We start from the raw sequence: 23,285 nt of genomic DNA, 5'->3' as shown, positions 1-23,285 counted from the left end.
CTCCCTAGTGGTCGTCCTCGCCGATCCGGTGAACGTGGATCAGGTTGGTCGAGCCTACTGTGCCAGGAGGGGCGCCAGCGACGATGACCACTAGGTCGCCACGCTTGTACCGGCCGAGCGACAGGAGCGCCTCGTCCACCTGGCGGATCATCCCGTCGGTCGTCTCCGTGGGCGGAACGATGAACGTCTCGGTGCCCCAGGTCAACGCCAGCTGACTGCGCACCTCGGGCAGCGGCGTGAACGCCAGCAACGGAAGCGGCGTGTGCAACCGCGCCAGGCGCCTGAGCGTGTCACCCGACTGCGTGAACGCGACGAGCGCCTTCGCGTCCAACCGTTCGCCGATGTCGCGGGCGGCGTAGGAGATGACGCCTCGCTTGGTGCGCGGCACGTGAGTCAAAGGAGGCGCGGCAGTGGAGTTCTCTTCGACGGCGGTGACGATGCGCGCCATCGTCTTGACCGCCTCCAGCGGGTACTTGCCGACCGACGTCTCACCGGACAGCATCACGGCGTCGGCACCGTCGAGCACGGCATTCGCCACGTCGGACGCCTCGGCGCGGGTCGGGCGGGAGTTCTCGATCATCGACTCCAGCATCTGGGTCGCGACGATGACGGGCTTGGCGTTCTCCCTGGCCATCTGGATGGCGCGCTTCTGCACCAGCGGTACTTCCTCCAGCGGCAGCTCCACGCCGAGGTCACCGCGGGCGACCATGATCGCGTCGAACGCCAGCACGATGGCCTCGAGGTTCTCGACGGCCTCGGGCTTCTCCAGCTTGGCGATGACGGGCACCCGGCGGCCGAACTCGTCCATCACCTCGTGGACCAGTTCGATGTCGGCAGGCGAACGCACGAATGACAGCGCAATCAGGTCGACCCCGAGGCGCAGGGCGAACCTGAGGTCGGCGATGTCCTTCTCGGACAGTGCAGGCACCGACACGCTCATGCCGGGCAGCGAGAGGCCCTTGTTGTTGCTGACCTTGCCACCCTCGGTGACGATGCAGACGACGTCGTTGCCATCGACTTCGCTGACCGTGAGGCCGATGTTGCCGTCGTCGACGAGCAGGCGGTCGCCCACTGCCGCGTCCTTGGCAAGTTCCTTGTAGGTCGTCGACACCCGGTTGTGGGTGCCCTCGATGTCGTCGACGGTGATTCGCACCGTCTCCCCTGCCACCCAGACCGTGGGACCGTCAGCGAACCGTCCGAGCCGGATCTTGGGTCCCTGGAGGTCGGCGAGGATGCCTACGGCGCGGCCCGTCACGTCGGAGGCCGCGCGAACTCTCTTGTAGGCGATTTCGTGGTCGGCATGGTCTCCATGGCTGAAATTCAGCCGTGCGACGTCCATCCCCACTTCGACGAGGGCTTTGATCTGCTCATCCGTGGACGAGGCCGGGCCCAACGTACAGACGATCTTTCCGCGTCTAGTCACGCTGACTCAATATAGTCGTTAATCGATTCAGATGACGATTCAGACGGCGTCTTCAGACGACGGCCAGCGGGAGCGCACTGGGCTTGACCGGCGCGGGCAGATCCGACTCACCCATGAGGTAGGAGTCCACCGCATGCGCCGCACTGCGCCCCTCGGCAATGGCCCACACCACCAACGACGCGCCACGATTCGCGTCACCGCACACGAAGACACCGGGCGCTTCGGTCTGCCAGTCCGACCCGCACGGCAGCGCACCCCGGCGGTTGAGCTTCAGACCGAGCTCGCACGGCAGTTCGATCTCGTCACCCACCGGCGTGATGTGCCTGCGGCCTTCGGCGTCGCGCTCGACCTTCACCTCGGCGACCACCATCGCCTTGACGTGGCCCTTGTGATCACCGACGAACCGCTGGACGGCCACCTCGTATCGACGGGCGCCACCTTCGGCATGCGCAGGGGACGTGCACAGCACCAACGGCCAGGTGGGCCACGGCGAGCGGGAGTCGTCGCGCTGTTCGGGCGGCTCGGGGTTGAGGTCCAACTGGGTCACCGACGCCGCACCCTGTCGATGGGCGGTCCCCAGGCAGTCCGCGCCCGTATCCCCTCCACCGATGATCACGACGTGCTTACCCGCCGCCGAGATGGGCGACGGGCCGTCCCCCTCGCACTCCTTGTTGGCAGGCACCAGATGCTCCATCGCAAGGTGCACGCCCTCGAGCTCGCGTCCCTCGACCTGGTTGTCACGGGAGCGCAGCGCGCCGACAGCCATCACCACGGCATCGTGCTGGCGCCGCAGCTGTTCGACAGACAGGTCGACGCCGACCTCGCAGTCGGTGACGAAACGCGTTCCCTCGGCCCGCATCTGCGCCAACCGTGGTTCAGCGTCGCCTTCTCGAGCTTGTACCGGCCGACACGAAGTCTTCCAGCAGTACTCCGACGAGGTGAACCGACTGGCTCGAGACGGCGGCACGCTGCGTGGCCTGTTCGAGTTCAAGTCGAGGGTGCGGGAGCCCGTGCCGTTGGACGAGGTCGAACCCGTCGAGTCGATCGTGACCCGCTTCAACACCGGCGCGATGAGCTACGGCTCCATCTCCGCCGAGGCCCACGAAACGATGGCCATCGCCATGAACGCACTGGGCGGCCGGTCGAACTCGGGGGAGGGCGGCGAGGACGTCGACCGACTCTACGACCCACGACGGCGCAGCGCGGTGAAGCAGGTGTGTTCGGGACCCATCATCCGCGACATGGAGGTGACGACCTCTTCACGGATGGCATCCAGCGGCGGATTGGTCACCTGCGCGAAGAGCTCGACGAAGTAGTCGAGAGCAGCCGCGACCGTTGCGACAACACCGCGGCAGGCGTGTCGGTTCCCATGGGGCCCAACGGTTCTGCGCCCGATGCCGCCATCGGCGCCAGCATGATCCGCAGTTCTTCCTCGGTGTAGCCGAAGGAGATCTGCCGCCGTACCACGGAGTCGTGGTTCGGCTGCACCCGCACCCGGTCCGGCAGGGTCGCCAGGTCCAACAGCCCCGAATGCAGCCATTCGGCGTACGGTTCGGCTGCCGACAGTTCGCCCTTGATCTCGTCGTCGGAGACGATGCGGCCCGCGGCGGTGTCGATCAGGAACATCTTGCCCGGCTCGAGCCGCCCCCTGGCAACGATCTCGGACGACGGCACGTCCAGCACACCGCTCTCGCTGGCCAGGATTATCCGGTCATCGATGGTGCGCCACCAACGTCCCGGCCGTAACCCGTTGCGGTCCAACACCGCGCCGACGACCGTGCCGTCGGTGAACGTCACGCAGGCGGGACCGTCCCACGGCTCCATCAGCGAGGCGTGGAACTGCCAGAACGCCCGCCTCGGCGGTGCAGATCGGTGACAGTCGCGCCAGGTCCCCCGGGGTCTGGGCACTTGCCAGCATCGCCTCGCGGGCGTGCATCCGGTTGCGGTTGCCGCGGACCGTGTTGATCTCGCCGTTGTGGGCGACGAAGCGGAACGGGTGCGCCAGCGGCCACGACGGGAAGGTGTTGGTCGAGAATCGGCTGTGCACGATGGCGATGGCGCTCGTGCAACGCTCGTCGCGCAGATCCGAGAAGAACTGCGGTAGTTGCATCGTCGTGAGCATGCCCTTGTACGCCATGGTCCTGCTAGACAGCGACGCGAAGTAGACCTGGGCCTCCTCGGAACCCTGCTGGGCCAGCTTTCGCACCGGGTAGACGCGACGGTCGAGGTCGATGCCGCCGGGCCTGTTTCCGTTGCGTTCCGGTGCGGCGAGGAACAGCTGCGCCATGTACGGCATGCACCCCAACGCAGTCACGCCGATGCCGGCTCCATCCGGGTCGACCGAAACCTCGCGCCAGCCAAGCACTTCCAGGCCCTCTTGCCCGGCGATCGACTCGATGCGCGTCCGAGCTGTTGCCCGGGCCACCGGATCCTGCGGCAGGAAGCAGATGCCTGCCGCAAACGTGTTCATGCCCTGCGCAGTTGGTGACGGCAGGTCGAAGTCGACGACCTCGCCAAGGAGTTCTACTGGCAACTGCAGCAGGATCCCCGCGCCGTCGCCACTGTTCGGTTCGGCGCCCGCGGCACCGCGGTGCTCGAGGTGCTCCAAGGCGGTCAGACCGTCGGCGACGATGGAATGGGATCGACGTCCCTTGATGTCGGTGACCATGGCCACGCCACAGGAATCCGCCTCGTTCTCGGGGTCGTACAGACCCTGAGCCTTGGGCAATGCCGAGAACAGCACCCGCAGCACCTCCGCAGTCCGGAAATCTTCTGTCCGGGACTGCAGCGGCCCGAGTTGCGAGTGTATCAGCGGAGCGGTGCGGCTACCCGTCGATAAGTGTCGGGACCAGCGGGAACCCGGGCAGATTCCGGACGACCGTCCAGGTGACGGCCGCGACGATCACGACGGCGACCGCGGACTTGGGCATCAACGTCCGGCCCCCTCGCCAGCGCAGGATCATCCAGAGCGCGAGCATCGGGAGACCGACGAGCAGGAAGGCGTTGTCGACTATGGCTGCGCTGATGTCGCCGTGCAACAGATCGTGCGTCATTCGCAGGCCACCGCAGCCGGGGCAGGTCCAGCCGGTCAGCAGGCGGAAGGGGCACGAGGGAAATCCGAACCCCGGTGCGTGCGGATCCCGCAGGCCGATGTACACGAGCGCACCTGCAAAGATCCCCGCCGTCCCGAGAGTGGCAAAACGGGGGCCCTTGTGGCTGGTGGTTTCACTGGGTTCCATCGCGCAACCCAGCATGCCAGAACGAGCCCTCTAACCGCGACGCCACCAACGCCGGCGCGGGGCCCCTCCAGCAGCGCCAGGCGTCTTTTCATCGGCGGGCGTCGGTTCGGCTTCGCTCGCGACGTCGTCGGCGACCGCTTCGGCCTCGTCAGCCCCCTCGACCGCCGCCTCGTGCACCGCGGCAGCAGCCACGACCTCATCGCCCTCGACCGAACTCAGACCGTCGGTAGCCTCGGGCTCTAGTGAACCCTCCGCGGCCACCTCATCGGCCACGGCCTCAGCCTCGTCAGCCCCCTCGACCGAACCCAGACCGTCGGTAGCCTCGGGCTCTGCTGAACCCTCCGCGGCCACCTCATCGGCCACGGCCTCAGCCTCGTCAGCCCCCTCGACCACCGCCTCGTGCACCTCGGGTGCGGCCTCCTCAGCCGCTACGACCTCATCGCCCTCGACCGAACCCAAACCCTCAGTCGACTCCGCGACGGGCTCCGCCGAACCCTCCGCCGCCACCTCATCGGCCACGGCCTCAGCCTCGTCAGCCCCCTCGACCACCGCCTCGTGACCCTCGGGTGCGGCCACTTCGGCTGCAAGGGCGTCATCACCCTCGACGGCGCCGAGACCACCCTCCGGCTCGTCGGCTGCCTCACCGGCCGCGGCGAACGCCTCGGCGTCGGCGATGTCCTCCGACGGTACCGTCTCCACTTGCTCGGTCAGGTCCTCCGCCTCTGCGGCGGCCGCAGAGGCGGTCCCTGGCGGGCTCTCTGCCCTGTCCCTGTCGCCTGCCACCTTGGCAGCCGCGACCACACCCGACGTCGCGGCAACGGCCACCAGCTCTTCACCCAGGTCGTCGAGCACCGACTCGTCGGCCTCCTTGCCGCGCAGCGTCTGCGGGTCTTCCCGCCCCTTCGGCGCGACCATGACGTAGATGACCGCACCGATGAACACGAACGTCGAGGTGAAGGTGTTGACCCGAATGCCCGCGATGAGCGTGGCCGTGTCGCTCCGCATCAGCTCGACCCAGAACCGGCCGACGCAGTAGCCGGCGACATACAGCGCGAACAGGCGACCATGGCCCAGTTTGAATCGGCGATCGGCCCAGATCAGGACCGCGAAGATCAATACGTTCCAGAGCAATTCGTACAGGAACGTCGGATGGACGACCGCGTACACCTGGCCCGTCGACACGCCGTCGAGCGAGTGCGGGCTGACCACACCGGAGGGATCCAGCCGGTCGTAGATCTTCAAGCCCCAGGGCAGGTCCGTCTCACGGCCGTAGAGTTCCTGGTTGAAGTAGTTGCCCAGCCGGCCGATGGCCTGCGCCAGAATGATCCCCGGTGCGATCGCATCGCCGAAGGCGGGCAACGGGATTCCCCTGCGACGGCAGGCAATCCACGCTCCCACGCCACCAATCGCGACGGCGCCCCAGATGCCCAGACCGCCATCCCAGATTCGCAGCGCCGCAGCGAAACCCGCACCGTCCGGACCGAAGTACTTCTGCCAGTCGGTCATCACGTGATAGAGCCGGCCACCAATCAGGCCGAACGGCACCGCCCACAGCGCGACGTCGTAGATGACTCCACGCTCGCCGCCACGCGCCTCCCACCGGCGATCTCCGATGACCAAGGCCGCCACGATGCCGGCGATGATGCACAGTGCGTATGCCCGGATGGGAACGAACCCGAGGTGCCAAACCCCCTGCGACGGGCTCGGAATGAAGGCCAGAACCGTTGTCGTCACGCTGAAATCCTCTGTCGCACACCCTCGGCGAGTTCCTCGGTCAACGCCCTCAATGCGGGTAGTCCGTCACTCAGTGCCGTTACCAGCGCAGAACCGACGATGACGCCATCGGCGTAGGAACCGATTTGCGCCGCCTGCTCGCGCGACCGTACGCCCAGTCCGACTCCGACCGGGATGTCCGACACCTCGCGGACGCGCCGCACCAACTCCGGCGCAAGATCTGACACTGCGTCGCGGGCGCCCGTGACGCCCATCGTCGAAGCGGCGTAGACGAATCCGCGCGAGACCGCCACTGTCGTGGCCAGACGTTCGGGCGTCGACGACGGCGCGACGAGGAAGATCCGGTCCAGACCCTGTTCGTCGGACACCCGTATCCATTCGTCGGCCTCGTCGGGAATGAGGTCTGGCGTGATGAGGCCGAGGCCGCCGGCGGACGCGAGGTCGCGTGCGAATGCGTCGATTCCCCAACGCAGAACGGGGTTCCAGTACGTCATCACGACGGCACGCCCACCTGCGTTGCTGATCGCCTCTACTGCGGATAGCGCGTCCCGCACGCGCACGCCACCCTGCAGGGCTACCTCGGTCGCGGCGGCAATGGTCGGGCCGTCCATTCCTGGATCGGAGTACGCGACGCCGACTTCGATGATGTCGCAGCCGGATTCGACCATTGCCGTCATCGCCGAGATCGACGTCGCGACGTCGGGAAAGCCAGTCGGGAGGTAACCGATGAGGGCGGAACGATCCTCCGCTCGGCACGCCGCGAAGACCTTCGACAGCTCGCTAGCCGTCACGGCGTCTTCTCGTCGTCGAAGAGGCCGAACCACTTGGCCGCTGTTTCGACGTCCTTGTCACCGCGGCCGGACAGGTTGATGACGATGATCGAGCCGGGACCGAGTTCGCTGCCGAGTTTGAGGGCGCCCGCCACTGCGTGCGCGGACTCGATCGCGGGGATGATGCCCTCCATGCGCGACAACAACGAGAACGCGTCCATCGCTTCGGTGTCGGTGATGGGACGGTATTGGGCGCGGCCGCGATCGTTGAGGAAGGCATGCTCGGGTCCGACACCCGGATAGTCGAGACCCGCTGAGATCGAATGCGATTCGACGGTCTGACCGTCCTCGTCCTGCAGCAGGTAGGAGAAGGAGCCTTGGAAGGCGCCGGGCGAGCCACCTGCGAACGTCGCCGCGTGTCTGCCCGTCTCCACGCCATCGCCAGCTGCCTCGTAAGCGACCAACCGAACGCCGGGATCATCGAGGAAGGCATGGAACATCCCGATCGCGTTGGAGCCGCCACCGATACACGCGGTGACCGCGTCGGGCAGTCGACCCGCCTGATCTTGAATCTGTACCCGCGTCTCCATCCCAATCACCCGCTGGAAGTCGCGGACCATGGTCGGGAACGGGTGCGGTCCAGCGGCGGTACCGAAGCAGTAGTACGTGTCGTCGGCGTTCGCGACCCAGTCCCGGAAGGTCTCGTTGATCGCATCCTTCAACGTCTTGGAACCGGACTCGACGGACACCACCTCGGCACCCAAGAGCCGCATCCGGGCCACGTTCAGCGCCTGGCGAGCGGTATCGATGGCACCCATGTAGATCACGCACGTCAGACCGAGCAGAGCGCACGCGGTGGCGGTCGCCACGCCGTGCTGACCGGCGCCCGTCTCGGCGATGATGCGCGTCTTGCCCATCTTCTTGGCGAGCAGCGCCTGGCCGAGCACGTTGTTGATCTTGTGAGAACCCGTGTGGTTCAGATCTTCTCGCTTGAGGAACAGCCGCGCCCCGCCGGCGTACTCACTGAGCCGCTCCGCCTCGTACAGCGGGGAGGGACGGCCCGTGTAATGCCGCTGGAGACGGTCGAGTTCGTCGAGGAAGGCCTGATCGGTCCTCACCTTCTCATAGGCGGCAGTGACCTCCTCGATGACTGCCATGAGCGCCTCGGGAACCAGCCGCCCGCCGTAAGCACCGAAGTGCCCCTTGGCATCGGGGTCGTGCGTCGTTGGTTCGGCAACGGCTGCGCTGGAACGCGGCAGCTCGGGGCCTACGTATTCGCCCACTATCTCAGCGCGACGGTTTCGGGCAGGACGGATGCGTGCCTGCGGTGACCAGATCGGCGACGGCGCTGCGTGGATCACCACTGGTGACCAGCCCCTCGCCGACGAGAACGGCGTCGGCCCCTGCCCCCGCATAGGCGAGCAGGTCCGCGGTACCCCGGACACCAGACTCGGCGATCCGGATGACGTTCGACGGCAGGCCCGGGGCGATGCGTGCGAAGCAGTCCCGGTCCACGTCCAGAGTCTTGAGATCGCGTGCATTGACGCCGATCACGCGAGCGCCGGCCTGCAGTGCGCGGTCGGCCTCCTCCTCGGTATGTACCTCGACGAGCGCAGTCATGCCCAGCGATTCCGTGCGATCGATCATGGACACCAGCGCCGACTGCTCGAGCGCCGCCACGATCAGGAGCAACATGTCGGCACCGTGGGCGCGGGCCTCGTGAATCTGGTACGGACCGATGATGAAGTCCTTGCGCAACACGGGAATCGTCACCGCGGCACGGACGGCGTCGAGATCGTCGAGCGAGCCGTTGAAACGACGCTGTTCGGTCAGGACGCTGATGACCCTGGCTCCGCCGTCCTGGTACGCGCGTGCCAACTTCGCCGGGTCCGAGATGGTGGCGAGCTCACCGCGCGACGGACTGGCGCGTTTGACCTCTGCGATGACGCCAATGCCGTCTGCGCGCAGCGCCGCCATCACGTCCAGCGCTGCGCGGGCGTCCTTGGCCTTCTGCTTGACGTCGGTAAAGGCGACGAGGGCCACGCGAGCGGCTACGTCGGCCCGAACTCCCTCGATGATGGAGTCGAGCACGGTCCCCGAACTCATCAGCCGTCGCTCCCCTTCATGCCCTCTGGAAGTGCCCAGATCGTCTCTCCAACGAAGGGTAGTCGCCAGCGCCACACGGGCTGTCACCGCCCCTCGTTGTCCGAAGTCGTCGGGTCGCGACCCTCATCGAGCGCATCCCAGATCATTCGTTCGGACATTCCGTCGTCGGAACTTTCCTGCCGCGCGGCCTCGCGCTTCGCCGCTGGTGCCAGATATTTTCCCGCCGCCTTCGCACCGCCCGTTCCGACCCTCGCCGCAGACCGCACCAGCAGAACGGAGCCCGCCAAGGCGCACACGGCGGCCGCCAGCGTCAGTACCGCTCCCCCGTGGTGGCGCTGCGTGCCGATCAGCGCGGTTATCGGGATCTGTGCGAGATCCGCCGCGCGCACGGCGACGTCGCGGATGACCCACAGTCCGATTCCCAGATAGCCCATGCCCACCGTCGCGACCGCAACGAGCGCGCCGACGAGTCGCAGCACCCATCCGCGCACGGCCAGCGCGGCCACGGCGGCGGCAAGTACGACCAGGGCGAGTGGCACGAGGGCCGTCGACCACGACGCGCCGTTCAACGTCGTCGACTTCGGCTGCCCGAGGCCGTCGAACGAGGTGACGTCGACCCAGGGCATCCGCGAGGCCACCCACAGTCCCAGCGCGGACAGCACCAGCAGCAGTTGCGCGACGCGGGTCATGGAGTCCCGGGCTTCGGTTCCGGCGGGCAGGAGCGGAGCGACCCGGGGTTCGGTTCCGTCAACGTCTCCGCTGCCGCGATCGCGGCCAGCACCGCACGCGCCTTGTTGGCCGCCTCGTCGAATTCGTACTGGCCGTTCGAGTCGGCGACGACACCCCCACCCGCCTGCACGTACGCCGTGCCGTCCCGCATGAGCGCGGTCCTGATGGCGATCGCGAAGTCGGCGTTGCCCGCGAAGTCGAGATACCCGAGGACTCCGCCGTACAGACCGCGCCGCGTCTTCTCGACCTCCTCGATGAGTTCCATCGCCCGCACCTTCGGCGCTCCGGACAGCGTCCCGGCGGGAAAGCAGGCCGTGACGGCGTCGAGCGCGGTCTTGCCATCGGCCAGATGCCCGGTCACCGTCGACACCAGGTGCATGACGTGGCTGTAGCGCTCGATGTGGCTGTAATCCTCGACCCGCACGGTGCCGGGGACGCACACCCGTCCGAGATCGTTGCGCCCGAGGTCCACCAGCATCAGGTGTTCAGCGCGTTCCTTCTCGTCGGCCAGGAGCTCCTTCTCCAGCAGGACGTCCTCCTCCTCGGTCGCGCCTCGCCAGCGCGTGCCCGCAATGGGGTGGGTCGTCGCCTTGCCGTCGGTGACCGTGACCAGCGCCTCCGGACTGGATCCGACCACCGAAAAATCAAGTCCGCCAGCGTCATTCGGGACATTCAACAGGTACATGTACGGGCTCGGGTTCGTCACCCGCAGCATCCGATACACGTCGATCGGGTCGGCGGGGGTGTCCATCTCGAAACGCTGGGACGGCACCACCTGAAACGCCTCCCCCGCCTCGATGTCTCCGACGAGCTTCTCCACGATCGCGGAGTACTCCTCGACGGTGCGCTGCGCCCGGTGCCGCGGCACCGGCCTGCTGAAGGTCGCGACCGCCGACGGCAGCGGCTCGCCGAGCGCCGCAGTCATCACGTCCAGCCGGGCCACGGCGTCGTCGTAGGCCCAGTCCACCCGTTCGTCGGTGCCGTTCCAGTTCACCGCGTTGGCGATCAACGTGATGGTGCCCTCGTGGTGGTCGACTGCGGCGATGTCCGTGGCCAGGAGCAGCAGCATGTCGGGCAGCCGCAAGTCGTCGACGGCGAGTCGAGGTAGCCGTTCCAGTCTGCGCACCATGTCGTAGGCGAAGAACCCGACCAGCCCACTGGACAGCGGTGGCAGTCCGGGCAGCGTCGCGGTGGAGAGAACCTCCAAGGTGGTGCGCAGCGCGCCCAGCGGATCACCGCCGGTCGGCGCACCCTGCGGCGTGACACCGAGCCACATCGCCTCGTCGTTACGCACGGTGAGCGCGGACGGTGCCCCTGCGCCGATGAACGACCAACGCGACCAGGACCGACCGTTCTCTGCGGATTCCAGCAGGAACGTCCCTGGACGGTTGGCGGCGAGCTTGCGGTACGCCGACAGCGGCGTCTCGCTGTCCGCGAGCACCTTTCGGGTCACGGGAACCACGCGGTGCTCGGCGGCCAGCGCCCGAAAGTCCTCGCGCGACGTCGTGATGGCGAGATCGGCGATGGGTCCGGCAGGCTGGAGCGAAGCGACCGGGGAATCTGCTTGCACGAGACAATCCTCCCAGACGGCGGGCCATCCTCTGGCATTCAGTCGCGCGTAGCGTGACACCCATGAAACGTGGTGACCAGGTTGCCGAGTTCGAACTCCCCGATCAGACCGGCACCGTTCGCAGTCTTACGAGCCTCCTGGCGGACGGCCCGATCGTGCTGTTCTTCTACCCGGCGGCCATGACGCCCGGCTGCACGAAGGAGGCCTGCCACTTCCGTGATCTCGCCTCGGAGTTCGCCTCAGTCGGGGCGATTCGCGTCGGAATCTCCACCGATGCGGTGGACAAGCAGGCCAAGTTCGCCGAGATGCAGAAGTTCGACTACCCGCTCCTGTCGGACTCGGACGGCGCCGTGGCTTCACAATTCGGGGTCAAGCGCGGGTTGCTCGGCAAATTGATGCCCGTCAAGCGGACCACCTTCGTCATCGACACCGACCGCACCGTGCTCGACGTCATCGCCAGCGAACTCAGCATGGACACCCACGCGGACAAGGCACTCGAGGTGCTGCGTTCCCGGTGAGACCCGTTCTGCAGCTTGACGATGTGACGTTCCGCCGTGACGGCAAACAGATCATCGACGCATCTCGCTGACCGTCAACGAAGGCGAACACTGGGCGTTGCTCGGCCCCAACGGGGCAGGTAAGAGCACACTGCTCGGCTTCTGCGGCGCCATCACCTTCCCCAGCTCCGGCAGCGTTCGGGTGCTCGGCGAACGGATGGGCCGAACCGACCTGGCGGTGCTGCGCCGCTCCATCGGTCACGTCAACCCGCGCCACCGACTGCAGCACCCGCGGACCGTACGGGAGGTGGTGCTCACGGGCATCACCGGAACCAACGATCTGCCGCTGCGCTGGGCTCCGACCCCCGAGGACGTCGAGCGCGCCGAGGCCATGATCGAGACCGTCGGACTGACCCGTATCGCCGACGGTGTGTGGCCGACCCTCTCGCAAACCGAACGCGGTCGGACTCTGATTGCGCGGGCACTGATCTCGGGCCCCCGCCTGCTCCTGCTCGACGAGCCGTCGACGGGCCTCGACGTCGCCGCCCGCGAGCAGTTGCTGGAGACCATCGACTCGCTCGGGGGGCCCATCGCGACGTCGCATCGATTCTCGTCACTCACCACCTCGAAGAACTTCCACGTACGACGACTCATGCACTGCTGATTGCGGAGGGACGGACCGTGGCGAGTGGAACGGCGCAGGAAACCGTCAACACCGAGAACGTCACCGCGGCGTTCTCGCACCCAGTTCAAGTTGACTACGACGACGGCCGGTGGACTGCGCGGGCCAAGGCGACCCGAATGGAGGTCTGAGCCACGATGGCGGGACACGGCGCACACACCTATCGCGTGGCTGACGGAACCGGGCTCCCCCACGACCCGCTCAATGCGATCGTTGAACCGCGGCCGATTGGATGGATCTCGTCGCTCAGCTCTTCAACGCGTTCAACTACCGTCCACCGCTGATCGGTTTCGCGTCGATCGGCTGGAAGGATTCCGTCGCCAACGTCGACGCCACCGGCGAATTCGTCTGGAACCTCGCCACGCGGCCACTCGCCGAGGCGATGAACGAGACGTCCGCAGCGATCGCCGTCGACGGCAGGGGCGTCGACGGCGATCGCTGCGCCGCGAGTGCTTGAGAGCCCGGTCAACTTCGAATGCCAACTGACGCAATTGATTCAGCTGCGCGACGTCGAGGGCGGTGACGTACCCGCGTGGCTCGTTCTCGGTCAGGTCGTCGCCGTGCACATCGACAGGCACCTTCTGGTCGACGGGGTGTACGACACGGCGACTGCCCATCCCATCCTTCGCGCGGGTGGACCGGCCGACTACGCCGAGATCAGCCCCGATGCCATGTTCGGCATGACGCGACCCGACGATCGCGGTTAGAACGTCAGCTCTCGGGCGCCAGGATCTCGTCTGCGTCGAAGCAGGTGTGGTCACCGGTGTGGCAGGCGGCACCGACCTGGTCGACCTCGAGCAGCACGGTGTCACCATCGCAGTCCAGACGCACCGAGTGCACGTACTGGGTGTGACCTGACGTCTCGCCCTTGACCCACTGCTCGCCGCGGGAGCGCGAGTAGTAGGTCGCCTTGCGGGTCGCCAGCGTGTGGGCGAGGGCGTCGTCGTTCATCCACGCCACCATGAGCACCTGACCGGTCCCACGCTCCTGCGCGACCGCGGCGAACAGGCCGTTCGCGTCGCGTTTGAGCCGTGTGGCGATCGATTCGTCGAGAGTCACCTCACCACGATCCCTTCCTCGGCCATCGCCGCCTTCACCTGGCCGATGGTCAGCTCGCCGAAGTGAAAGACACTCGCTGCCAATACCGCATCGGCTCCGGCCTTCACCGCCGGGGCGAAGTGATCGACCACGCCGGCGCCTCCACTGGCGATCACCGGAACGGTCACCGCCGCGCGCACCGCACGCAGCATCTGCAGGTCGAAACCGGCCTTGGTGCCGTCGGCGTCCATTGAATTGAGCAGGATCTCGCCGACGCCGAGTTCGGCGCCACGGCGTGCCCACTCCACGGCGTCGATCCCGGTACCACGCCTGCCGCCGTGCGTGGTGACCTCCCAGCCGGACGGCGTCGGCTCGGCGCCCTCGGGAACGGTGCGGGCGTCGACGGAGAGCACGATGCACTGCGACCCGAATTGCCGAGAAAGCTCGGCCAGCAGTTCGGGTCGTGCGATGGCGGCGGTGTTGACCGACACCTTGTCGGCTCCCGCCCGCAGCAGTGTGTCGACGTCGGCGACCGAACGAACCCCACCGCCGACCGTCAGCGGGATGAACACCTGTTCGGCCGTGCGGCGGACGACCTCCAGCATCGTCGCGCGACCCGACGACGACGCCGTCACGTCCAGGAACGTCAGTTCGTCGGCACCCTCGGCGTCGTACGCCGCGGCAAGTTCCACGGGATCGCCTGCATCCCTGAGGTTCTCGAAGTTGACGCCCTTGACTACCCGGCCGTCGTCGACGTCCAGACAAGGGATCACGCGGACCGCGACGTCCATCAGTGCTCGCCCGGTGCGCCGACCGCCGCCGCGATCTCGAGGATCTGTGCGTGCACACTCGGCACGCCTGCCAGCGCCGAGCGCGACGCCGGCGTCCATTCGTCGCCGGCGAGGTCGGTGACGATCCCCCCGGCCGCACGGACGAGGGCCACTCCCGCGGCGTGGTCCCACACGTGGTGTCCGAAGCTGACGGCGCCACCGAGCACTCCCGCCCCGGTGTATGCGAGGTCGATTCCCGTCGAACCATGCATCCGGACCCGGGAACACGTGCGGCTCAACTGCTCGAGGAACGCCATCCGATAACGGCCGGGAAACTCGCCGCGCGAATCGACGTTGAACGTCCCGATGCCGACGATCGAGTCGCTCAGGTCGGCGGCCTTCAGTGCAGGCTGGGCAATTCCGTTGGCGTACAACGGTCCTCCTTGGATCGCGGTATAGCGCAGATCCGTGAACGGCAGCCAGGTGAGCCCGGCCACCGGCACGCCGTCGCGCAGCAAGCCGAGCAGGATCGCGGCCGTCGGCAGCCCCGCCGCGTAGTTGAAGGTGCCATCGATGGGGTCGAGGACCCACACCAGATGCGAGTCGATCGGTGCGCCACCGAACTCCTCGCCGTGCACGCCGATTCCCGTGGCCTCCTCCAACGCCCGCACCACCTGGCGCTCGATCGCGAGGTCGACCTCGGTCGCGAAGTCATTGCCCAACTTGGCGACCGCCGACTGCGCCCGATGTCCGGCGACGAAGGGCTTGGAGGCGGCATCGAGAATGCCCGTGGCCTCGGCGACGAGCCCCTCGAGATCAGCCTCGTCCAATGCCATCCCGATCTACCGACTCACCGCAGCGAGCGCCTCGGGAAGCGTGAACCGTCCCGCGTACAGCGCCTTCCCGACGATCGCGCCCTCGACGCCGACGCCGGTCAGGGTGGCGATGGCACGCAGATCATCGAGGCTCGACACCCCACCGGAGGCGATGAGGGGGGCATCGGTGCGTTCGGCGACGCCGGCCAGAAGCTCGAGATTCGGACCGTTGAGGGTGCCGTCCTTGGTGACGTCGGTGACGACGAACCGCGAGCAACCTTGCGCATCGAGGCGTTCCAGCACCGGCCACAGATCTCCACCGTCGGTCTCCCAGCCGCGCCCACGCAACCGGTGGCTACCGTCCACGATCTTGACGTCGAGCCCCACGGCGACCTTGTCGCCGTGCTCCGCGATCACCCGTGCACACCACTGCGGATTCTCCAGCGCCGCGGTGCCGAGATTGACCCTGGCACAACCAGCCTCGAGTGCTGCGATCAACGACTCGTCGTCGCGGATGCCACCCGACAGTTCGACGGCGACGTCGAGCTTGCCGATGACCTCCGCGAGCAGCTCGCGATTGGACCCACGGCCGAACGCAGCGTCGAGGTCGACCAGGTGGATCCACTCGGCACCGTCGGTCTGCCAGCCCATCGCGGCATCGAGCGCAGAGCCGTAGTCGGTTTCGCTACCCGCCACGCCCTGCACCAGGCGCACCGCCTTGCCGTCCACCACGTCGACCGCAGGCAGAAGTATCAATGCCTTGTCGGCTGGCACGTCACTCACTATGAGAGCCCCTCGACCCAATTCCCGAGCAGCGTCGCACCAGCGTCACCACTCTTCTCCGGATGAAACTGCGTGGCGCACAATGCGCCGTCCTCCACCGCAGCCAGGAAGGGTACGTGGTGCGTCGCCCACGTCAGCAACGCACTCGCGTCACCCTCCCACTGCTGGGCGGCGTAGGAGTGCACGAAGTAGTAGCGGGTGTCGGCGTCGAGACCCTTGAACAGTGCGCTACCCGGTGCCGCGTCGACGACGTTCCACCCCATGTGCGGAATCACCGGGGCGTCCAACCGCACGACGGACCCGGGCCACTGACCGCAGCCGACGCTCTCCACGCCGAACTCCACACCGCGGCTGAACAGGATCTGCATGCCGACGCAGATGCCAAGGACGGGATGTCCCTTGGCCAGGCGGTCGGCGACGATCTTCTCGCCGTTCACTTCGCGCAGTCCCGCCATACACGCCTCGTAGGCGCCGACGCCCGGGACCACCAGACCGTCCGCTGCCGCTGCGGAGACGGGATCCGCCGTCACCTCGACCTCTGCGCCAACTCGCTCCAGAGCGCGTTGGGCCGAGCGCAAATTACCCGAGCCGTAGTCGAGGACAACGACTTTCGCCGTCACAAACTGCCCTTCGTCGACGGAATGCCCGACACCCGCGGATCTGGCTCGACGGCCTGGCGCAGTGCGCGAGCCACCGCCTTGTACTGCGCTTCGGTGATGTGGTGCGGGTCGCGGCCGTACAGCGTGCGCACGTGCAGGGCGATCCGGGCATTCATCGCCAACGATTCGAAGACGTGGCGGTTGATCACGGTGTGGTACGGCACAGAGCTACCGGCAATCGTGCTGTGCACCATGTGATCCGGCTCGCCCTTATGGACGCAGTACGGGCGGCCCGAGACGTCGACCGACGCGTGGGCCAGCGTCTCGTCCATGGGGATGAACGCATCGCCGAAGCGACGAATGCCCTTCTTGTCGCCCAGCGCCTCGCCCAGCGCCTGGCCCAGAACGATCGCGGTGTCCTCGATGGTGTGGTGGCCCTCGATCTCGACGTCACCCGTGGCGTGCACGGTCAGGTCGAAGCTGGCATGGCTGCCCAGGGAGGTCAGCATGTGGTCGTAGAACGGGACACCGGTGCTGATGTCGACCTGGCCGGTGCCGTCGAGGTCGAGTTCGACGACGATGTCGGATTCCTTGGTCTTGCGTTCGACGCGGGCGCGGCGGGTCACGGTGCTCCTACTGGGCTGCTGTTGTCGGCTGAGGCGAGTTCGGACTCGGCCACGTGGGCGCTCGTGTCGAGGAGCACGTCGTTCTCGTCGACCAAACCGGTGGTGGCGCGCAGAAAGCCGGGGATGCCGACGTCTCTGACGAGCACGCCCGCGTCGAGATAACGTTGCCACGCCCTCGGCGCATCGGCGAACTCTCCGAACAGAATGAAGTTGGCATCGCTGGGGATTACGCGGAAGCCCATGCGCGTCAAGGCTTCCGACACTCGGTCGCGCTCGGCGATCAGCCTGGCGACGCTGCCGAGCGTGTCATCGGCATGCCGCAGAGCTGCCCGCGCGGCCGCCTGCGTGATAGAGGAGAGGTGATACGGCAACCGGACCAGCAGCAGCGCGTCGATGACGGCGGGATCGGCGACCAGGTAGCCGAGGCGACCACCGGCGAACGCGAACGCCTTGCTCATGGTGCGGGTGACGATCAGTGTGGCCGGATAGTCCGCCAGGAGTCTCACGGCGCTGGGCTGTGACGAGAACTCGCCGTATGCCTCGTCGACGATCACGATGCCCGGTGCGACGTCCAGCAGCCGCCGCAGATCCTCGATCAGCACGCTCTGACCCGACGGGTTGTTGGGGCTGGTGACGAAGACGACGTCGGGACGACTGTCGGTGATCGCGGCGACGGCGACGTTCACGTCGAGGCCGAAGTCAGCGGAACGCTTCGCCTCCAGCCAGTCGGTCTGGGTGCCGTCCGAAATGATCGGGTGCATCGAGTACGACGGGACGAACCCGAGTGCACTGCGGCCGGGACCGCCGAACGCCTGCAGCAGCTGCTGCAGAATCTCGTTGGAGCCGTTGGCCGCCCAGAGATTCTCGGTCGTCAGTTCGACGCCGGTCTGCCCACTGAGATACGCCGCCAGATCGGCCCGCAGCGCCAGCGCGTCACGGTTCGGGTAGCGGTGCAGGTCGGACGCGGCGTCGCGCACCGAGGCGGCGACGTCGTCGACGAGCGCCTGGGTCGGCGGGTGCGGATTCTCATTCGTGTTGAGCCGCACGGGAACCGAGAGCTGAGGCGCACCGTACGGCGACTTGCCACGCAGATTGTCCCGCAGCGGAAGGTCGTCGAGGGTGATCTTGCGGGTCACTTCGCTACCCCCATCCCCCGGTCGCTACGCTCTCCCCCGCAAGCCGGGGGACCCCCAGCATCGAACCTCCGTCGAACGGCTTCCCCGTGCGCGGGCAGATTCTCGGCCTGCGCCAGCGTGATCACGTATCCCGACACGTCCTTGAGCGCCGCCTCCGTGTAGTCGACGACGTGGATGCCGCGCAGGAAGGTCTGCACAGAAAGCCCGCTGGAGTGCCTGGCACATCCCGCGGTGGGCAGCACGTGGTTGGAGCCGGCGCAATAGTCACCCAGGCTCACCGGAGACCATGCGCCCACGAAGATCGCTCCGGCGGAACGCACTCGGGCCGCAATGGCGGAGGCGTTGACCGTCTGGATCTCCAGGTGCTCGGCGGCATAGGCGTTCACCGTTCGCAGTCCGGCGTCGAGGTCGTCGACCAGCACGATGGCCGACTGGCGTCCGCTCAGTGCCGTGCTGACGCGTTCGCGGTGCACGGTGGTGTTCAGCTGGGCGATGACCTCGGCGTCAGTGGCGTCCGCCAGCTCGGTGCTGGTGGTGACGAGGACCGATGCCGCCATCTCGTCGTGCTCGGCCTGGCTGATCAGGTCGGCGGCGATGTGGACGGGGTCGGCGGAGTGGTCGGCCAGGATGGCGATCTCCGTCGGCCCGGCCTCGGAGTCGATGCCGACCTGCGAACGGCAGATCCGTTTGGCTGCGGTGACGTAGATGTTGCCGGGCCCCGTGATCATGTCGACCGGTGCGAGCTCGGCGCCGTCGACGTCGGTGCCGCCGTGCGCGAGCAACGCGACCGCCTGCGCACCGCCGACGGCCCACACCTCGTCGACGCCCAACATGCGGGCGGCGGCCAAGATCGTCGGGTGCGGAAGTCCGCCGAATTCGGCCTGCGGCGGGCTCGCGATCACCAACGAGTCCACGCCCGCAGTCTGCGCGGGCACCACGTTCATCACTACGCTCGACGGGTAGACGGCCTTGCCGCCAGGAACGTAGAGACCGACCCGCTCGACCGGTACCCACCGCTCGGTGACCGTTGCACCGGGCGCGAGCGTCGTCGTGTTGTCGGTGCGCCTCTGGTCGGCGTGCACCGCACGCGCCCGATCGATCGCGACCTCGAGGGCGATGCGGATGTCGGCGTCGAGTTCGGCGAGAGCCGTTTCGAGCCGGGCCAGAGGTACCCGAACGGTCTCTGGGCGCACGCCGTCGAAGGCCTCGCCGTATTCGAGGGCAGCCGCAGCGCCGCGCTCGATCACCGCATCGACGATCGGTCGTACCTTCGGCACCACCGCATCGACGTCGACCCCGCCACGCGGCAGCACGGCACGCAGCCGGGCGGCGGACAGCTGCTCACCCCGCAGGTCGATGCGGGACATCAGCACGGGCGAGTCAGTCACGCCGTCTATTGTCCCAGAGCAGCACAAATCAGAATCCGGGAGCCGCCATGTCCGACTTGCCAAGGATGTTTCCGCCATGGCTCGACCGCATCCAGATCAAGTACATGAATCCCTGGATCAAGCCGCTCGGCGGCCGCCTTCCCGGACTCTCCATCATCGAGCACCGCGGTCGGACGTCCGGAAAGGCCTACGAAGCGGTGGTGACGGCGTATCGCAGGGGCGATCGGCTCGCGGTCGTCCTCGGCCATGGCATGACGGATTGGGCAAAGAACGTCTTGGCGGCGGGCGAGGCAGACGTGCGAATGTCGCGCAGGCGGCTGCACATCGTCAACCCGCGGATCGAGCTGCCCGGTGGCGACGTGTCAGCCCTGCCCTCCATGGCGCGCCGCCAGGCGCGAAACATGGCAGTCTTCGTCGCCGACATCTCTTGAAACTCGCTTGAGCCGACCATCGGTGCCCTGCGACACTTCGCGTCATGGCAGCGGAGGTGTGGCTCGCGTTCATAGGTGCGCGATCCTGATCGCGGTATCGCCCGGCGCTGGTGCGATCCAGTCGATGGCCACCGGCCTCACCCATGGGGTGCGGCGCGGCTACTGGAACATCCTCGGCCTGGAGATCGGCTTGATGCTGCAATTGGCGCTCGTAGCCATCGGACTGGGCGCGGCGGTCGGCAGTTCGATCGTGGCGTTCAACGTGATCAAGTGGATCGGCGTGTGGTGTCTCGGGTATCTCGCCGTGCGGCAATGGCGTTCGGTGGGGACCGACGTGCGCACGCAGATCGGTCGGACCGTCGACCTCGTCGTGATGGGGCTATACACGGGCTTGGCAGTGCGACTCATCGAGTGGCTGCACACACCGCGCCAGCAGACCGTCCTGAACCGAGTCTTCTCGGGGTTGTTCGCCACGGCCGCCCCTGGTGCTGTCGCGGGTGCGCCGCACCGCCACCACCTGACGGCGATCAGGCGCGGCTGAACACCGTCTTTCCGGTCATCGACGGCCACACCTCGGCCGCCTCGTCCCACGGCACCACGCGTTCGACGATGCGTGCGAGATCGAGCCCGGCGCCGAGCAACTCGACGATGTCGGGAATGACGGCGCGGGCGTTGACCCGACCGGTGACGAATCGGACGCCTCTTGTGTACATCGGCAGCAGCGGCATCTCGACCGGTCCGAAGTAGATGCCGGTGTCGGTGCACACGCCGTCCGGCCAGGTGGCCCGCAGGGTGGACGTCAGCAGCTCCGGTTCGCCTGTCGTGTGGACCGTCACTGGGTAGGGATCCCATGAGCGCTCGGGCTTGCGTTGGTCGTGGGCCACCGCGCCCATCTTCTCCGCGACTGCCAGCCGCCCCGGATCGGTGTCGACGTAGTCGACGCGGGCACCGAGCGCCGCGGCGAAGGCGGCCGCATAGAGGCCGATGGACAATCGGCCCATCACCAGCACACGCCGGTCAACGTCGTCGAGACCGGCGAGCTGCGAGCGGTACGGCCCAACCGCACGCCAACCGTCGGGGATGTTGTCCGACAACGACGCGACCGACACCGGGTCGACTCCGTCGGGCAGCGCGATGAGCATCGCGTCGGCGTGGGGCACCAGAACGAGGTCTGCCATGAACCCACCGCCGTCGAACCCGGCCAGCGGCGCCATTCCGTACATCGCCATCAACGGCAGACTTGCGCAGGTGCCGGTCACCCCGCGGCGGCAGGAAGCACAAGTGCCGCAATTGATCTGAAAGGGAACGACGACGCGGTCGCCGACCCTCACCGACTCGACGTCGTCACCGATCGCGACGACCTCGGCCACTCCCTCGTGTCCGATCGCATGCCCTGGCGTAATCGGCAGGCGGCCCTGAGACACGCCGACGTCGAGGTCGCAGCACGCCACCAGGAGCGGACGCACCAACGCCTGACCAGGCGCAGCAATCTCCGGGTCAGCGGCATCACGCCACACATACTGGTCCTGGGTCTCGAACATCAGCTGCCGCATCGAAGTGCCCTCTCTTGACGTCGTCCTTCGATTCTTGAATGATCTTTCTAGTATTGTCAAGGTGTGCCACGCCCCGATCGCAGTCGCGCCGCGCTCGTCGAGACCGCCGCCCTCCTGTTCCGCCGTCAGGGCTACGCGGCGACCGGCGTCAACCAGATCCTTGACGCGGCGAGCGTCAAGGCCGGCTCTCTCTATCACCACTTCCCCGACGGCAAGGCCGGACTCGCGGCCGCAGTGGTCGACGGTGTCGGCAGCGACATCGAGCGACAGCTGCGAACGTTCCTGACCTCGGGGCGAGCGCCTGCCGAGGTGGTCGCGAAGTGGATCGACATGCTTGCCGTCGGTCTCGACGGAGACCAGCGCGACGGCTGCCCCATCGAGCCCATCGCCACCGAATCCGTACACGCCAGCACGCAGGTGCGCGCCGCGTCCGCCCGTGCGTTCGCGGCATGGTGCGCCGCGGTCGCTGATCGGCTCAGAGGTGACGGGTGGACGGAGGTCGACGCTTCGCAGACGGCGCAGGCGGTGATCGCCCTCATCGAGGGGTCGCTGATTCTGTCGCGGATTGCAGGCGATCGGCTCGCGCTGGACGCCGCGAAAACGGCAGCGACCAAGCTGCTCACGGTCGCAGAACTGACTCCGTGAAAAGATTGCTACTGCTCTTCCTCCCGGGTACCGCAATCGCAGGTGCGGGTGGCGCGGGTCGGCAAACAGCGTGAGCGGCGACGAGGGAGCAGACAGAACCGCGTGATCTGTCAGCCGCAGCGGTTGCGGTGATCACCTAGTTTGCCCAGCCAGCTTTTGCCGTCACATGACGTCGGTCAACCACGCCGAGCGAATAGCTCGCGACATTGCTTTGGAGTGGGATTCGCTATTTGCAGAGCTCGGCCAATTTGGCGTTCTCGGCGTCCGCATCACGGAGTCGAGCCGCCTGGTCCGGATCAGTATTCGGCGAGCCCGCCGTCGCCGCCGCACCGATGTCGAGCAACGTGTTGGCAAATTTCTTTACGGCGTCCGCCACCTCGGCGGGTGTCGCCGGATCGAGTCGCGAGACGAGGTACTGCCCACCGTCGGACAGGGACAGTCGTGCGTTGGCTGCCACCGCGAGGGATCCGGTGACATCGCCCTCGCCCCCCGGGCTCCGCAGGTTGGTGTTCAGCGAAACACCCCTGCGCACGACGTCTGCGGCTGCGCATACCGCGATCTTGGCATCGCTCTGCTGACCGGCGGTGTAGGCCGTGTCGGAGGGCGACTTCCGGGCGGGCCCAAAGGCCGCCCACGCCGAAAGCCCGACCGCGACCACCGACAGGATCAGGGCGACGACGGCCAGCGCGCCACCCCGCCGCGGCAAATCTTCCGCGTGATGACTCTGAGGTGCTTCACTCGACGACATTCC

The 23,285-nt window shown here is 67.2% G+C and carries 22 protein-coding genes and 6 pseudogenes; 8 read left to right on the top strand and 20 right to left on the bottom strand.

What is annotated here, in order from left to right; translation table 11 throughout:
• Positions 1-4: 4 nt before the first annotated feature.
• A complete protein-coding gene (gene pyk / locus VET27_RS06400) occupies positions 5-1,423 on the bottom strand; it encodes a pyruvate kinase (protein ID WP_526516225.1) in 1,419 nt (472 codons plus the stop codon).
• A 52-nt stretch (positions 1,424-1,475) separates the two neighbouring features.
• Positions 1,476-2,344, bottom strand: a pseudogene (locus VET27_RS06395) (FAD-dependent oxidoreductase); the annotation flags it as partial.
• Here VET27_RS06395 and VET27_RS06390 point away from each other — a divergent pair.
• Positions 2,323-2,649 (top strand): annotated as a pseudogene (locus VET27_RS06390) (glutamate synthase-related protein); the annotation flags it as partial. The pseudogenes VET27_RS06395 and VET27_RS06390 sit on opposite strands and share 22 nt — an antisense overlap.
• On the opposite strand, the pseudogene VET27_RS06385 reads toward VET27_RS06390, so the two are convergent.
• The 8 genes and pseudogenes from VET27_RS06385 to VET27_RS06350 form a co-directional block, all read right to left on the bottom strand.
• Positions 2,643-4,166, bottom strand: a pseudogene (locus VET27_RS06385) (glutamate synthase central domain-containing protein); the annotation flags it as partial. The pseudogenes VET27_RS06390 and VET27_RS06385 sit on opposite strands and share 7 nt — an antisense overlap.
• Before the next feature lie 82 nt (positions 4,167-4,248).
• A complete protein-coding gene (locus VET27_RS06380) occupies positions 4,249-4,662 on the bottom strand; it encodes a DUF2752 domain-containing protein (protein ID WP_526516223.1) in 414 nt (137 codons plus the stop codon).
• 30 nt (positions 4,663-4,692) lie between these two features.
• Entirely contained in the window at positions 4,693-6,396 is a 1,704-nt protein-coding gene (lgt, locus tag VET27_RS06375) for a prolipoprotein diacylglyceryl transferase (RefSeq protein WP_526516221.1), read from the bottom strand.
• Complete coding sequence (gene trpA / locus VET27_RS06370; protein WP_526516219.1) at positions 6,393-7,187, bottom strand: tryptophan synthase subunit alpha; 795 nt, start codon at positions 7,185-7,187, stop codon at positions 6,393-6,395. Before trpA ends, lgt begins: the two co-directional genes overlap by 4 nt.
• Positions 7,184-8,449: a tryptophan synthase subunit beta gene (gene trpB / locus VET27_RS06365; RefSeq protein ID WP_526516217.1), complete on the bottom strand. Its 1,266-nt coding sequence runs from the start codon at positions 8,447-8,449 to the stop codon at positions 7,184-7,186. The genes trpA and trpB overlap by 4 nt, the downstream gene beginning before the upstream one ends.
• A 4-nt stretch (positions 8,450-8,453) precedes the next feature.
• Entirely contained in the window at positions 8,454-9,272 is an 819-nt protein-coding gene (trpC, locus tag VET27_RS06360; RefSeq protein ID WP_526516215.1) for an indole-3-glycerol phosphate synthase TrpC, read from the bottom strand.
• Between the two features lie 83 nt (positions 9,273-9,355).
• Positions 9,356-9,961, bottom strand: coding sequence for a TIGR02234 family membrane protein (locus tag VET27_RS06355; protein WP_526516213.1), 606 nt, complete (start codon positions 9,959-9,961; stop codon positions 9,356-9,358).
• Entirely contained in the window at positions 9,958-11,526 is a 1,569-nt protein-coding gene (locus tag VET27_RS06350) for an anthranilate synthase component I (RefSeq protein ID WP_526516251.1), read from the bottom strand. Before VET27_RS06350 ends, VET27_RS06355 begins: the two co-directional genes overlap by 4 nt.
• 107 nt (positions 11,527-11,633) lie before the next feature.
• Here VET27_RS06350 and VET27_RS06345 point away from each other — a divergent pair, with 107 nt between their 5' ends.
• The 4 genes and pseudogenes from VET27_RS06345 to VET27_RS06330 all read left to right on the top strand — a co-directional run bounded on the left by VET27_RS06345 (position 11,634) and on the right by VET27_RS06330 (position 13,457).
• Positions 11,634-12,089 (top strand): peroxiredoxin, encoded by a 456-nt coding sequence (locus VET27_RS06345; RefSeq protein WP_526516211.1) that lies wholly within the window; start codon positions 11,634-11,636, stop codon positions 12,087-12,089.
• Positions 12,086-12,881: pseudogene (locus VET27_RS06340) on the top strand (ABC transporter ATP-binding protein). Before VET27_RS06345 ends, VET27_RS06340 begins: the two are co-directional and overlap by 4 nt.
• A 101-nt stretch (positions 12,882-12,982) precedes the next feature.
• On the top strand, positions 12,983-13,207 hold the full coding sequence (locus VET27_RS06335) for a hypothetical protein (RefSeq protein WP_526516209.1): 225 nt from the start codon (positions 12,983-12,985) through the stop codon (positions 13,205-13,207).
• A complete protein-coding gene (locus VET27_RS06330) occupies positions 13,200-13,457 on the top strand; it encodes a hypothetical protein (RefSeq protein ID WP_526516207.1) in 258 nt (85 codons plus the stop codon). The genes VET27_RS06335 and VET27_RS06330 overlap by 8 nt, the downstream gene beginning before the upstream one ends.
• A 4-nt stretch (positions 13,458-13,461) precedes the next feature.
• Here VET27_RS06330 and hisI read toward each other — a convergent pair whose 3' ends face one another.
• The 8 genes and pseudogenes from hisI to hisD form a co-directional block, all read right to left on the bottom strand.
• A complete protein-coding gene (gene hisI / locus VET27_RS06325; protein WP_526516205.1) occupies positions 13,462-13,809 on the bottom strand; it encodes a phosphoribosyl-AMP cyclohydrolase in 348 nt (115 codons plus the stop codon).
• Positions 13,806-14,579 (bottom strand): imidazole glycerol phosphate synthase subunit HisF, encoded by a 774-nt coding sequence (hisF, locus tag VET27_RS06320; protein WP_526516203.1) that lies wholly within the window; start codon positions 14,577-14,579, stop codon positions 13,806-13,808. The genes hisI and hisF overlap by 4 nt, the downstream gene beginning before the upstream one ends.
• Positions 14,579-15,394, bottom strand: coding sequence for an inositol monophosphatase family protein (locus VET27_RS06315; RefSeq protein ID WP_526516201.1), 816 nt, complete (start codon positions 15,392-15,394; stop codon positions 14,579-14,581). The genes hisF and VET27_RS06315 overlap by 1 nt, the downstream gene beginning before the upstream one ends.
• Positions 15,395-15,400: 6 nt before the next feature.
• Entirely contained in the window at positions 15,401-16,129 is a 729-nt protein-coding gene (priA, locus tag VET27_RS06310; RefSeq protein WP_526516249.1) for a bifunctional 1-(5-phosphoribosyl)-5-((5-phosphoribosylamino)methylideneamino)imidazole-4-carboxamide isomerase/phosphoribosylanthranilate isomerase PriA, read from the bottom strand.
• Positions 16,130-16,155: 26 nt separating this feature from the next.
• Positions 16,156-16,776, bottom strand: a complete 621-nt coding sequence (gene hisH, locus VET27_RS06305) for an imidazole glycerol phosphate synthase subunit HisH (RefSeq protein ID WP_526516199.1) — start codon at positions 16,774-16,776, stop codon at positions 16,156-16,158.
• Entirely contained in the window at positions 16,773-17,381 is a 609-nt protein-coding gene (hisB, locus tag VET27_RS06300) for an imidazoleglycerol-phosphate dehydratase HisB (RefSeq protein WP_526516197.1), read from the bottom strand. Before hisB ends, hisH begins: the two co-directional genes overlap by 4 nt.
• Complete coding sequence (locus tag VET27_RS06295) at positions 17,378-18,517, bottom strand: histidinol-phosphate transaminase (protein ID WP_526516195.1); 1,140 nt, start codon at positions 18,515-18,517, stop codon at positions 17,378-17,380. The genes hisB and VET27_RS06295 overlap by 4 nt, the downstream gene beginning before the upstream one ends.
• Before the next feature lie 59 nt (positions 18,518-18,576).
• A pseudogene (hisD, locus tag VET27_RS06290) lies at positions 18,577-19,887 on the bottom strand (histidinol dehydrogenase); the annotation flags it as partial.
• Between the two features lie 65 nt (positions 19,888-19,952).
• On the opposite strand from hisD, the gene VET27_RS06285 reads away from it, so the two are divergent.
• Together VET27_RS06285 and VET27_RS06280 are read left to right on the top strand one after the other, a co-directional pair.
• Positions 19,953-20,336 (top strand): nitroreductase family deazaflavin-dependent oxidoreductase, encoded by a 384-nt coding sequence (locus VET27_RS06285; protein WP_526516193.1) that lies wholly within the window; start codon positions 19,953-19,955, stop codon positions 20,334-20,336.
• 44 nt (positions 20,337-20,380) lie between these two features.
• Positions 20,381-20,857, top strand: a pseudogene (locus tag VET27_RS06280) (LysE family translocator).
• A gap of 6 nt (positions 20,858-20,863) precedes the next feature.
• Here VET27_RS06280 and VET27_RS06275 read toward each other — a convergent pair.
• A complete protein-coding gene (locus tag VET27_RS06275) occupies positions 20,864-21,877 on the bottom strand; it encodes an alcohol dehydrogenase catalytic domain-containing protein (RefSeq protein WP_526516191.1) in 1,014 nt (337 codons plus the stop codon).
• Positions 21,878-21,952: 75 nt separating this feature from the next.
• On the opposite strand from VET27_RS06275, the gene VET27_RS06270 reads away from it, so the two are divergent.
• Entirely contained in the window at positions 21,953-22,534 is a 582-nt protein-coding gene (locus tag VET27_RS06270; protein WP_526516189.1) for a TetR/AcrR family transcriptional regulator, read from the top strand.
• Between the two features lie 226 nt (positions 22,535-22,760).
• Here VET27_RS06270 and VET27_RS06265 read toward each other — a convergent pair whose 3' ends face one another.
• Entirely contained in the window at positions 22,761-23,282 is a 522-nt protein-coding gene (locus tag VET27_RS06265; protein WP_526516187.1) for a hypothetical protein, read from the bottom strand.
• Positions 23,283-23,285: the final 3 nt, after the last annotated feature.

The organism is Mycobacterium sp., from assembly GCF_035633495.1.
Lineage (GTDB): Bacteria > Actinomycetota > Actinomycetes > Mycobacteriales > Mycobacteriaceae > Mycobacterium.
The sequence above is the reverse complement of the archived record's forward strand: the minus strand, read 5'-3'. Positions and strand labels throughout refer to the sequence as shown.

Bases quoted from the DNA above. Each gene is read 5' to 3' on its own strand.
- VET27_RS06380 (WP_526516223.1), bottom strand. From the start codon at position 4,662: ATGGAACCCAGTGAAACCACCAGCCACAAGGGCCCCCGTTTTGCCACT.
- trpC (WP_526516215.1), bottom strand. From the start codon at position 9,272: ATGAGTTCGGGGACCGTGCTCGACTCCATCATCGAGGGAGTTCGGGCC.
- VET27_RS06355 (WP_526516213.1), bottom strand. From the start codon at position 9,961: ATGACCCGCGTCGCGCAACTGCTGCTGGTGCTGTCCGCGCTGGGACTG.
- VET27_RS06345 (WP_526516211.1), top strand. From the start codon at position 11,634: ATGAAACGTGGTGACCAGGTTGCCGAGTTCGAACTCCCCGATCAGACC.
- VET27_RS06335 (WP_526516209.1), top strand. From the start codon at position 12,983: ATGGATCTCGTCGCTCAGCTCTTCAACGCGTTCAACTACCGTCCACCG.
- hisF (WP_526516203.1), bottom strand. From the start codon at position 14,579: ATGGACGTCGCGGTCCGCGTGATCCCTTGTCTGGACGTCGACGACGGC.
- VET27_RS06315 (WP_526516201.1), bottom strand. From the start codon at position 15,394: ATGGCATTGGACGAGGCTGATCTCGAGGGGCTCGTCGCCGAGGCCACG.
- VET27_RS06285 (WP_526516193.1), top strand. From the start codon at position 19,953: ATGTCCGACTTGCCAAGGATGTTTCCGCCATGGCTCGACCGCATCCAG.
- VET27_RS06275 (WP_526516191.1), bottom strand. From the start codon at position 21,877: ATGTTCGAGACCCAGGACCAGTATGTGTGGCGTGATGCCGCTGACCCG.
- VET27_RS06265 (WP_526516187.1), bottom strand. From the start codon at position 23,282: ATGTCGTCGAGTGAAGCACCTCAGAGTCATCACGCGGAAGATTTGCCG.